This window comes from Streptomyces cupreus, assembly GCF_014257025.1.
Classification (GTDB): domain Bacteria; phylum Actinomycetota; class Actinomycetes; order Streptomycetales; family Streptomycetaceae; genus Streptomyces; species Streptomyces cupreus.
Genome location: NZ_JACMSF010000079.1, coordinates 20,184 through 30,251 on the forward strand (window position 1 = coordinate 20,184; position 10,068 = coordinate 30,251).

The window sequence follows — 10,068 nt, forward strand, 5'->3', positions numbered from 1 at the left end:
CCGAATTGCTCCTTGATCGCCCTTAAATAGGGCACGTGACCCAGACCGACCGCCGGACGGTTCTCAAAGCAACCGCCGGACTAGTCACCGCAACGGCCCTCACCGCCGCCTGCACCACCACCGGCGCCGCCGCCCACCACATCGCGCCCAGACACCGCACCCCCCGCCGTATCCCGGGCCACCCCACCCACCTCACCCACGGCCCGAGCGACACCCACCGCGTCGCCCTCACCTTCCACGGCAACGGCGACCCCAGCACCGCCGAAGCGGTCCTCCGAGAAGCCGAACGGCACGCCGCCCACATCACGGTCCTGGCCGTGGGCACCTGGCTGGACGAGAACCCCGCACTCGCCCACCGCATCCTCGACGCCGGCCACGACCTCGGCAACCACACCCAGAACCACCTCGACATCAACACGATGCGAGAGGCGCAGGCCCAGGCCGAGATCATCGGCTGCGCCGAGCGCCTACGACGCCTCACCGGCTCCATCGGCACCTGGTTCCGCCCGTCCCGCGCGGCCCGGGCCTCCCCCCTGGTCGCCCGCCTGGCCCGCGACGCCGGCTACCCGCACGTCCTGTCCTACGACGTCGACTCCCTCGACTTCACACGACCCGGCCCCGCCGAGATCACCCGCACCCTCGCCGCCGAGATCAGTCCCGGCTCGATCGTGAGCCTGCACTTCGGCTACGAGGACACGGTCGCCGCCCTCCCCGCCGTACTCGAAGACCTCGACCGCCGCGGACTGACCGCCGTCACCACCACGGAGCTGTTCAGTTGATGCACCGCCACCCCACCCCGCGCAACCTCGCCAGAACGACCCTCCTCGCGGTCGCCGCCCTCGCCGCCATCGCCGCCTGTGGCACGGAGTCCAGGGAGAAGACCAGGGAGGCCCGCGGCACCAAGGCCGCCGCAGTCCCCGCCCCGCCGAAGAAGAAACCGGTCCACGGACTGCCCGGTATGCCCCCGGTGCTGGACCCGGAGGACGTCTACGCCGCCGACCGCCCGAACAAGCTCTCCCCGGTGGTCAAGGACTTCCCGAGCCGGGTCTACGTCCCCAACACCGAGTCCGACACGGTCTCGGTCATCGACCCGAAGACGTACGAGATCGTCGACACGATCCCGGTCGGCCGCCAGCCCCAACACGTCGTCCCCTCCTGGGACATGAAGACGCTCTGGGTCAACAACAACCGGGGCCACACGCTCACCCCCATCGACCCGAAGACCGGCAAGGCGGGCAAGGAGGTCGAGGTCCACGACCCGTACAACCTCTACTTCACGCCCAACGGCAAGTACGCCGTCGTGATGGCCTCCCTCGACCGCGAGCTCGTCTTCCGCGACCCGCACACCATGAAGCGGATCAAGACGGAGCCGGTCACCTGCTACGGCGTCAACCACGCCGACTTCTCGCTGGACGGCAAGTACTTCATCGTCTCCTGCGAGTTCAGCGGTGAACTGCTCAAGGTCGACACCCAGAAGATGAAGGTGGTCGGGCAGCAGAAGCTCCCCTTCGACGAAGCGATGCCGCAGGACGTCAAGATCTCCCCGGACGGCAAGAAGTTCTACATCGCCGACATGATGGCCCACGGCATGTGGGTCCTGGACGGCGACAAGTTCGACGAGCCGAAGCTGCTGCCCACCGGCAAGGGCTGCCACGGCCTGTACGTCAGCCGCGACTCCCGCGAGATGTACGTCTCCAACCGGGGCGAGGGCTCGGTGTCCGTCTTCGACTTCACCCAGAACAAGCTCACCAAGAAGTGGCATCTCCCCGACGGCGGCAGTCCCGACATGGGCGGGGTCTCGGCCGACGGCAAGGTCCTGTGGCTGTCGGGCCGTTACGACGGCGAGGTGTACGCCATCGACACCCGCACCGGCACCCAGCTGGCCCGTATCCCGGTCGGCAGCGGCCCGCACGGCCTCGCGGTGTATCCGCAGCCGGGCCGCTACTCGCTCGGCCACACCGGCATCTTCCGCTGACGTGACGTTGACACGCCGCCGGACGAGTGAACATCCCCAACGCGCCGCCGCGGAACCGGAATTGTGCTCTCCATGACCACAGCCCCTCTGCGGCGGCGCGCCGCTGCCGTCGTCCTGTCCCTGGCCGCAGTCTTCGCCACGACGGCGGCCACCGCGCCGGCGAAGGCCCCCGTTCCCGCCGACTGTTCCGTCCAGTACGACGACCCGGTCAAGGCCGCCGCCGACCGCCGTGTCGACGTCGGCCGGATCACCCCCGAGCCGGTCTGGCGCAAGACCTGCGGCACCCTCTACCGCGCCGACGGCCGCGGCCCCTCGATCGTCTTCGAGGAGGGCTTCAAACCCAAGGACGTGGTGAACGGTCAGTACGACCTGGAGCAGTACGTGCTGGTCAACCAGCCCTCCCCGTACGTCTCCACGACCTACGACCACGACCTGTACAAGACGTGGTGGAAGTCCGGCTGGAACTACTACATCGACGCCCCCGGCGGCATCGACGTCAACAAGACCATCGGTGACACGCACAAGTGGGCCGACCAGGTCGAGGTGGCCTTCCCGGGCGGCATCGACCGCAAATACATCATCGGCGTGTGCCCGGTGAACAAGTCCACCAAGGTCGAGATCATGAGCGGCTGCGAGAGCAACCCGCACTACGAGGCCTGGCACTGACCCCTACCGGGGAACGAACAGCGCCTCCGAGCCCACGGGCCGGTAACCGGCCGCCTGGAACGCCCGCAGACTGCGGGCGTTCCCCGCCGAGACCTGGGCCCACACCGGCTCCCCGACGAGCTGCCGCGCGGCGGTGACCAGCTCCCGCCCCAGCCCCCGCTGCCGTACCTCCTCCGCCACCTCCACGGCGACCTCAAGACGCCCGCCGATCCCGCGCCCGAGGACGAGCACCGCGCCCGGCGCCGCCCACACGCGGACGTCGTCCCGCCGCCTGCGCGAGGACATCACCCGCGGATGCCCGGGATCGTCGATCCCCGTCAGCTCCAGGGCGGGTCGTCCCGGCAGGGGAGCGCCGACCATCATCACGTCGATCGTGTCCGTCGTACGGCCGGTCCGTGCCATGAAGGCGGCCAGGAAACGGGCGTTCATGGTGGCGGCCAGCGCGTCGCAGTCCAGCGCGCGGAGGGTGTCGTACACCCACTGTGGATCCTCGTCCGTGAAGACGACGGAGTGCGCCGTGAAGGCGAGGACGCCCGCGTCCCGGGGCGAGTGCTGGGGCACGACGGTCGTACCGCCGTCGGCGGGCGGGAACACGCCGCGCGCCGCGGAGTCGAGAATGTCCGGCAGGCTCTCCATCGCGCTCGCTCCTTGAGTCTCCACCCACTGGAAGGCCCAGACTCCCAGACGTGATCGACGACGGCACCGCACTCTTCACGATCGGCGAACTGGCCAGGACGACCGGACTGACGGTCCGCACCATCCGCTACTGGTCCGACGAGGGCGTCCTGCCCCCGGTGACCCGTTCCAGCGGCGGCTACCGGCTCTACGACGCCGAGTCCGCCGCCCGCCTGGAGCTGATCCGGACGCTGCGCGAACTGGGCCTCGGCCTGGACGACGTCCGCAAGGTACTGGCCGGGGAGACGACCGTGGCGGAGGTCGCGGCGGCCCATGTGCGGGCGCTGGACGCGCAGATCCGGTCGCTGAAAGTGACCCGTGCGGTGCTGTCGTCCGTGGCGCGACGCGGTTCGACCGCGGAGGAGATGACCCTGATGAACAAGCTGGCACGGCTGTCGGCCGCCGAGCGAAGGCGGATCATGGAGGAGTTCGTGGCGGAGGTGTTCCACGGGCTCGACGGAGTGGACCCCGACATCAACCACCGGATGCGGCACGTCACCGTCGATCTGCCGGACGACCCGACCCCGCGACAGGTGGACGCGTGGGTGGAGCTGGCGGAGCTGGTCCAGGACCCCGAGTTCCGGGCGCGGATGCGGCAGATGGTGGAGTTCAACGCCCGCGACCGGGGGGCGGACACCCCGCCCGGTGCCTCGATGTGGTTCTTCAAGCGGTTGGTGGAGCTGGCCGGCCGGGCTCGCGCGCAGGGCATCGCCCCGGACGCGCCGGAAGCGGAACCGGTCCTTGCCGAACTGCTCGGCCCGGACGCCGACCGGGCCGCCGTACTGGACCGGCTGGAGGCCGGGTTCCACGCGCAGGCCAATCGCTACCGCCAGTTGATCGCCCTCGTGAACGGCCGGGAGCCGGACATCGAGCACGCGGAGGAGTTCGCGTGGGTGGTCGCTGCGCTGCGTGCGCGGACGGACGGTTAATCTGACCTTCGCAATCACGGCAGTAGGCATGACGAAGGGGCGGATCGGTGGCGGACATCGACGAGGCACGCAAGCAGTTCGAGCGGATCGACACGGACGGTGACGGCTTCATCACCGCGGCCGAGTTCAAGAGCGCCCTGGCCCAGGGCGGCGACTGGAACGTCACCGAGGCCGTCGCGGAGGCGATCATCGCCAGCCGCGACCTCAACGGCGACAAGGTGCTGTCGTTCGACGAGTTCTGGGCCCAGCTGAACAAGTGACGCGTGCGGAAAGGGCGCCTGTCCGGGTGGACGGGCGCCCTTTCCCTCGCGTGGCCGGGTGCCGCTTCACGACGCCCGGCGCCGGTACTGACCCGGGGCCACGCCGTACTCCCGCTTGAAGGCCTTGGCGAAGGCGAACTCCGAGGTGTAGCCGGTGCGTTGGGCGATCTGGCGCAGAGGTGAGTCGTCCTCGCGCAGCAACCGGCCGGCCGTCGTCATGCGCCACCAGGTCAGATACGTCAGCGGCGGCGCCCCGACCAGTGCGGTGAACCGGCGGGCGAAGGCCGCGCGGGACAGTCCGCCGTGGGCGCCGAGTTCCTCCACCGTCCAGGAGCGGGACGGGTCGTCGTGGATGGCATGCAGCGCCGCCGCGACGGCGGGGTCGGCGAGCGCGGCCGCCCACCCCGTGGGGTGCCCGCCGGTCCGCGCCTCCCCCTGCCACCAGGCACGCAGGATGTACAGCAGCAGGGTGTCCAGCAGCGAGGTCACGATGGTGTCCGAGCCCGGCCGCGGCTCCGCCAGCTCCGCGCCCAGCAGCTCCACCGCCGCCCACAGCGAACGGTGCGTGCCGACCCGGGCGGGCAAATGCACCACCTCCGGCAGCTCGGTCAGCAGGGGGTGGGCGCGGGAGCGGTCCAGAAGATAGGCGCCGCACAGCATGACCGTGGTCGGCGGGCCCGACCGCACGGGATCGGGCGGCAGTTCGGGCCAGGTGCCGTCGTCCTTGAGCCGCACCTCCTCCATCGGTACGTCCAGACCGCTGGCCACCCCGTGTCCGCACCCGCTCGCCAGGAACACCACGTCCCCCGGCCCGAGTTCGACCGGCTCGCTCCGCGCGGGGACCAGCCAGGCGGACCCCCTCAGCAGCACATGGAAACCGGCGCCGGCCGAGGCCTCGAAGCGCATGCCCCAGGGCCCGTACATGTCGTTGCGCGAGGAGTGCGGTCGTCCGGTGCGCATGGCGGCGACCGCGTCGCTGAGGACATCCATGTCCGTACGATAGTCAGCCGGTCAAGGAGGAAGACGAACGGACATGAACGGAGGACCGGCAGACATGGATCGTCTCCGAAGCCGCCCATACCGTCGATGTCATGCCAACGACCGCACGCACCGTGCTCTTTCACGACCTCGGCGGACCCGACGTACTGACGATCGAGGACGCGGTGGTCCCCGAGCCCGGCCCCGGTGAAGTCGCCCTCCGCGTGGAGGCGCTGGGCCTCAACCGCGCCGAGGCCCTCTTCCGCGCCGGGACTTACTACTACCAGCCCACGCTCCCCGCCTCCCGCCTCGGCTACGAGGCCTCCGCCGTCGTCGAGGCGGTCGGCGAGGGCGTCACCGAACTCGCTGTCGGAGACCCGGTGATGACCGGCCCCGGCATCGAGATGAGCGCCCAGGGCGTGTACGCCGAGCGCCTCGTCCTGCCCGAGCCATGCGTCGTGCGCCGCCCCGCCTCCGTGGACGCGGTGACCGGGGCCGCCGCCTGGCTGACCTACAGCACCGCCTACGGTGCCCTGCTGGAGACCGCCGGACTCAAGCCCGGCGACCATGTGCTCGTCACCGGCGCGTCCAGCGGTGTCGGCACCGCGGCCATCCAGGTGGCCCGTCGCATCGGCGCGATCCCGATCGCCACGACCCGGACCGAGGTCAAGCGGAAGCAGCTGCTCGAGGTGGGGGCGGCCGAGGTGATCGTCACCGGGGAGGCCGAAGGGGACACGGTCGCCAAGGAGGTCAAGCGGATCACCGGCGGGCGGGGCGTCGAGGTGATCTTCGACGGGATCGGCGGCCCGGGCTTCGGGACCCTGGCCGAAGGGCTCACGGCCGGCGGATCCGTCGTGCTCTACGGCTGGCTGGACGGCCGCCCCGCCGAGATCCCCTTCAACTGGCCGTTCACGATCCACACGTACGCCAACATGGCCCTCACGGACACGAGCGGCGGCCGCCGCCGCGCCACCGCGTTCGTCAACGCCGGTCTCGCCGACGGTGGCTTCCGGCCGGTCGTCGCGGAGGTCTTCGAGGGGCTCGACAGCATCCAGGACGCCCATCGCCTGATGGAGTCCAACCGACACACGGGCAAGATCGTCGTACGGCTCTGAGGGCGGCGGTGGGCGGGGACCGGAATAGCCCGCATCGCTGCGGGGTTGACGCACGGCAAGCAGACGTATGTACATGCATCAATTCCGGAAGGCTGTGTCATGAAGATCGGCATCATCGGAGCGGGCCAGATCGGCGGCAACCTCACCCGGCGACTGACCGCCCTCGGCCACGACGTCTCCGTCGCCAACTCGCGCGGACCGCACACGCTCACGGAGCTGGCGGCGGAGACCGGGGCGACCCCCGTGCCGGTGGAGGAGGCCGCGCGCGGCGCCGAGATCGTCGTGATCACCATTCCCCTCAAGGCCGTACCGGATCTCCCGGCAGGTGTCCTGGACGGGGTGGCGGAGGGCGTCGCGGTCATCGACACCGGCAACTACTACCCGAAGCAGCGGGACGGGAAGATCGCCGGGATCGAGGACGAGGGCCTGACCGAGAGCCGCTGGACGGAACGGCAGGTCGGCCACCCCGTCATCAAGGCCTTCAACGGCACCTACGCCCAGGACCTCCTCGACCGTCACCGCCCGGCCGACGCCCCCGACCGCATCGCTCTCCCGGTGGCCGGCGACGACGAGCCGGCGAAGTCCAAGGTCCGCTCCCTGATCGACGAACTCGGCTACGACACGGTCGACGCGGGCGGCCTCGACGACTCCTGGCGCCAGCAGCCGGACACGCCGGTGTACGGCCTGCGGGCCGGCGTCGAGGAGGTCACGAAGGCCCTGGCGGAGGCGTCCCCGGACCGCAAGCCGGAGTTCAGGGCCTGATCCCGCCGGTTCAGACGATCTCCAGGGGCCGGTGCGGCCCGTCCGGCAACTCGACCTTGACGCTGTCGCCGGGCCGCACGACACCCCCCACGAGCACGATGCTCATCACCCCGGCCTTGAACCGCACGGGCCCGTCCTCCCCCCGCCCGACGACCTGCTTCATGAGCCCCTTCTGGAACCCGTCGATCTGCGCACAGGGATTCCGCAGCCCGGTGACCTCCACGACGGCCTGCGCCCCGAGCAACAGCCGAGCCCCGACAGGCAACCCCAGCAGATCAATCCCCCGGGTCGTCACGTTCTCCCCGAGTTGCCCGGCCGCGACCTCGAACCCGGCCTCCCGCACCTCGTCGAACAACTCCTCGTGCATCAGATGCACCTGCCGCAGATTCGGCTGGGACGGATCCTTCTCCATCCGAAACCGATGCTTCACGGTCACCCCCGCATGCACGTCCCCCTCCACCCCGAGCCCCGCGATCAGCCGGACGCTGTCGCGGTTGGGCTTGCTGAACGAGTACGTGCCATTACTGCTCACCGCGGTGACGGTCCCACCCATGCCGAGAATCTCCCCTTATCAGCTGTTCGCAGCCCACTCCCGCAGAGCGGCCTTGCTGGCGAAATCCGCCACGTTCCTGTCCAGCGGATCGTCCGTGTACTGGTGGAAGCGCCACTTGGCCCGGATGCGGGGCTTGCCCGCGGTGACGTAGTCGGCGATCCAGAGGCCGTCGCCGGCGTATGACGTCCTGTCTACGTTGAGCCAGTAATTCCGGTTTGCGTACAGAATGACCGGATTGTTCGGTCGCTTCTCCTTCACCTTCCGGATGAAGAGATCCTTCTCCGCATTACTCGCATGCGTCCCCTCGCTTGTCGTCTCCCAGTCGACGGCGAGGAGGTCGCCCGCCTTTTCCGGGGCGTGCTTCACGAAGTACTCCGCCTGGGCCGTGAGGTTGCCCGGCCAGAGGAAGTGGTAGAAGCCGACCACCAGACCGGCTTCGCGGGCCCGCTTGGTCTGGGCCGAGAGTTTGGGGTTGACGTACGAACGGCCCTCCGTCGCCTTGATGAAGACGAAGGAGAGGCCGTCCGTGTCGTAGGCCGAGGACTGGTACGCGCTCACGTCAATGCCGCGCAGCATCGTGGGGGGCTCCCTGAAGTATGTGCGGGGGGACGGGAGTTGTTGATGCCCCGGTTGCGCCCGGCGGGAACGTTCAGCACTCGATGATGTTCACCGCCAACCCACCTCGCGCCGTCTCCTTGTACTTCACGCTCATGTCGGCGCCGGTGTCCTTCATCGTCTTGATGACCTTGTCCAGGGACACCTTGTGCGAGCCGTCGCCGCGCATTGCCATCTTCGCTGCCGTGACCGCCTTCACCGCGGCCATGCCGTTGCGCTCGATGCACGGGATCTGGACCAGGCCGCCGACCGGGTCGCAGGTCAGGCCGAGGTTGTGCTCCATGCCGATCTCGGCCGCGTTCTCCACCTGCTCGGGGGAGCCGCCGAGCACCTCCGCCAGCGCGCCCGCCGCCATCGAGCACGCCGAGCCCACCTCGCCCTGGCAGCCGACCTCGGCGCCGGAGATGGACGCGTTCTCCTTGAACAGCATGCCGATCGCGCCCGCGGCGAGCAGGAAGCGGACCACCCCGTCCTCGTCCGCGCCCGGCACGAAGTTGATGTAGTAGTGCAGGACCGCCGGGATGATGCCCGCCGCGCCGTTCGTCGGTGCGGTCACCACGCGGCCGCCCGCCGCGTTCTCCTCGTTCACCGCCATCGCGTAGAGCGTGATCCACTCCATCGCGTGTGCCAACGGGTCGCCCTCAGCCCGCAGTTGGCGCGCCGACACCGAGGCCCTACGGCGAACACGCAGCCCGCCAGGCAGGATGCCCTCGCGCGACATGCCGCGCGACACGCACGCCTGCATCACCCGCCAGATCTCCAGCAGACCGGCCCGGATCTCCTCCTCCGTCCGCCAGGCCCGCTCGTTCTCCAGCATCAGGGAGGAGATCGAGAGCCCCGTCTCCTTCGTCAGGCGCAGTAGTTCGTCACCGGTGCGGAAGGGGTACTTCAGCACCGTGTCGTCGAGCTTGATCCGGTCCGCGCCCACCGCGTCCTCGTCCACCACGAAGCCGCCGCCGACCGAGTAGTACGTCTTCGACAGGAGCTCCGCGCCCGAGGCGTCGTACGCCCAGATCGTCATGCCGTTCGCGTGGTACGGCAGCGCCTTGCGCCGGTGCAGGATCAGATCGTCGTCGAAGGAGAACGCGATCTCGTGCTCACCCAGCAGCGAAAGACGTTCCGTGGACTTGATCGACTCGACCCGGTCGTCGGCCGTCTCCACGTCCACCGTGCGCGGCGAGGCCCCCTCAAGACCGAGCAGTACCGCCTTGGGCGTGCCATGGCCGTGTCCGGTCGCGCCCAGGGAGCCGTAGAGCTCGGAGCGGACCGAGGAAACGGAGGGCAGCAGGCCCTCGTTGCGCAGTCGGCGGACGAACATGCGAGCCGCACGCATCGGGCCGACCGTGTGGGAGCTCGACGGGCCGATGCCGATCGAGAACAGGTCAAAGACCGAGATGGCCACGGGAACTCCTCAAAACAGGGTGGGGGCACACATCGTCGGGCGCCCCCACCAGGGAACTGCTACTTGCTCAGGCCGGGGTACAGCGGGTGCTTGTCGGCCAGCGCCTTCACACGGGCCTTGAGTGCTTCGGCGTTGTAT

Annotated in this window: 12 protein-coding genes; 7 read left to right on the plus strand and 5 right to left on the minus strand. The window is 69.6% G+C overall.

Going from position 1 to position 10,068, the window contains the following annotated elements; translation table 11 throughout:
* The first annotated feature begins 35 nt into the window (after window positions 1-35).
* From H4N64_RS39445 to H4N64_RS39455, 3 genes are all read left to right on the plus strand, one after another.
* Window positions 36-779 (plus strand): polysaccharide deacetylase family protein, encoded by a 744-nt coding sequence (locus H4N64_RS39445; RefSeq protein WP_186287437.1) that lies wholly within the window; start codon window positions 36-38, stop codon window positions 777-779.
* Window positions 779-1,975 carry a YncE family protein gene (locus tag H4N64_RS39450; protein WP_186287438.1) on the plus strand — a complete coding sequence of 399 codons (1,197 nt, stop codon included), beginning with the start codon at window positions 779-781 and terminating at the stop codon, window positions 1,973-1,975. Before H4N64_RS39445 ends, H4N64_RS39450 begins: the two co-directional genes overlap by 1 nt.
* Before the next feature lie 72 nt (window positions 1,976-2,047).
* Complete coding sequence (locus H4N64_RS39455) at window positions 2,048-2,641, plus strand: ADP-ribosyltransferase (RefSeq protein WP_186287439.1); 594 nt, start codon at window positions 2,048-2,050, stop codon at window positions 2,639-2,641.
* 3 nt (window positions 2,642-2,644) lie between these two features.
* Here H4N64_RS39455 and H4N64_RS39460 read toward each other — a convergent pair whose 3' ends face one another.
* Entirely contained in the window at window positions 2,645-3,277 is a 633-nt protein-coding gene (locus H4N64_RS39460) for a GNAT family N-acetyltransferase (protein ID WP_186287440.1), read from the minus strand.
* Between the two features lie 50 nt (window positions 3,278-3,327).
* Here H4N64_RS39460 and H4N64_RS39465 point away from each other — a divergent pair, with 50 nt between their 5' ends.
* Window positions 3,328-4,245 carry a MerR family transcriptional regulator gene (locus H4N64_RS39465; protein ID WP_186287441.1) on the plus strand — a complete coding sequence of 306 codons (918 nt, stop codon included), beginning with the start codon at window positions 3,328-3,330 and terminating at the stop codon, window positions 4,243-4,245.
* Window positions 4,246-4,292: 47 nt separating this feature from the next.
* Window positions 4,293-4,505, plus strand: coding sequence for an EF-hand domain-containing protein (locus tag H4N64_RS39470; RefSeq protein WP_186287442.1), 213 nt, complete (start codon window positions 4,293-4,295; stop codon window positions 4,503-4,505).
* Between the two features lie 66 nt (window positions 4,506-4,571).
* On the opposite strand, the gene H4N64_RS39475 is transcribed toward H4N64_RS39470, so the two are convergent.
* Window positions 4,572-5,495 carry an AraC family transcriptional regulator gene (locus tag H4N64_RS39475; protein WP_186287443.1) on the minus strand — a complete coding sequence of 308 codons (924 nt, stop codon included), beginning with the start codon at window positions 5,493-5,495 and terminating at the stop codon, window positions 4,572-4,574.
* Window positions 5,496-5,596: 101 nt separating this feature from the next.
* On the opposite strand from H4N64_RS39475, the gene H4N64_RS39480 reads away from it, so the two are divergent.
* Complete coding sequence (locus H4N64_RS39480) at window positions 5,597-6,598, plus strand: zinc-dependent alcohol dehydrogenase family protein (RefSeq protein WP_186287444.1); 1,002 nt, start codon at window positions 5,597-5,599, stop codon at window positions 6,596-6,598.
* A 99-nt stretch (window positions 6,599-6,697) separates the two neighbouring features.
* Window positions 6,698-7,360 (plus strand): NADPH-dependent F420 reductase, encoded by a 663-nt coding sequence (locus H4N64_RS39485; protein WP_186287445.1) that lies wholly within the window; start codon window positions 6,698-6,700, stop codon window positions 7,358-7,360.
* Between the two features lie 10 nt (window positions 7,361-7,370).
* Here the strand turns inward: H4N64_RS39485 and H4N64_RS39490 are convergent, their stop codons facing one another.
* The 3 genes from H4N64_RS39490 to H4N64_RS39500 form a co-directional block, all read right to left on the minus strand.
* Window positions 7,371-7,913, minus strand: a complete 543-nt coding sequence (locus H4N64_RS39490; protein ID WP_186287446.1) for an MOSC domain-containing protein — start codon at window positions 7,911-7,913, stop codon at window positions 7,371-7,373.
* Window positions 7,914-7,931: 18 nt separating this feature from the next.
* Window positions 7,932-8,489 carry a glycoside hydrolase family 25 protein gene (locus H4N64_RS39495; protein WP_186287447.1) on the minus strand — a complete coding sequence of 186 codons (558 nt, stop codon included), beginning with the start codon at window positions 8,487-8,489 and terminating at the stop codon, window positions 7,932-7,934.
* A 73-nt stretch (window positions 8,490-8,562) separates the two neighbouring features.
* Window positions 8,563-9,930, minus strand: a complete 1,368-nt coding sequence (locus H4N64_RS39500; RefSeq protein ID WP_186287448.1) for an L-serine ammonia-lyase — start codon at window positions 9,928-9,930, stop codon at window positions 8,563-8,565.
* Window positions 9,931-10,068: the final 138 nt, after the last annotated feature.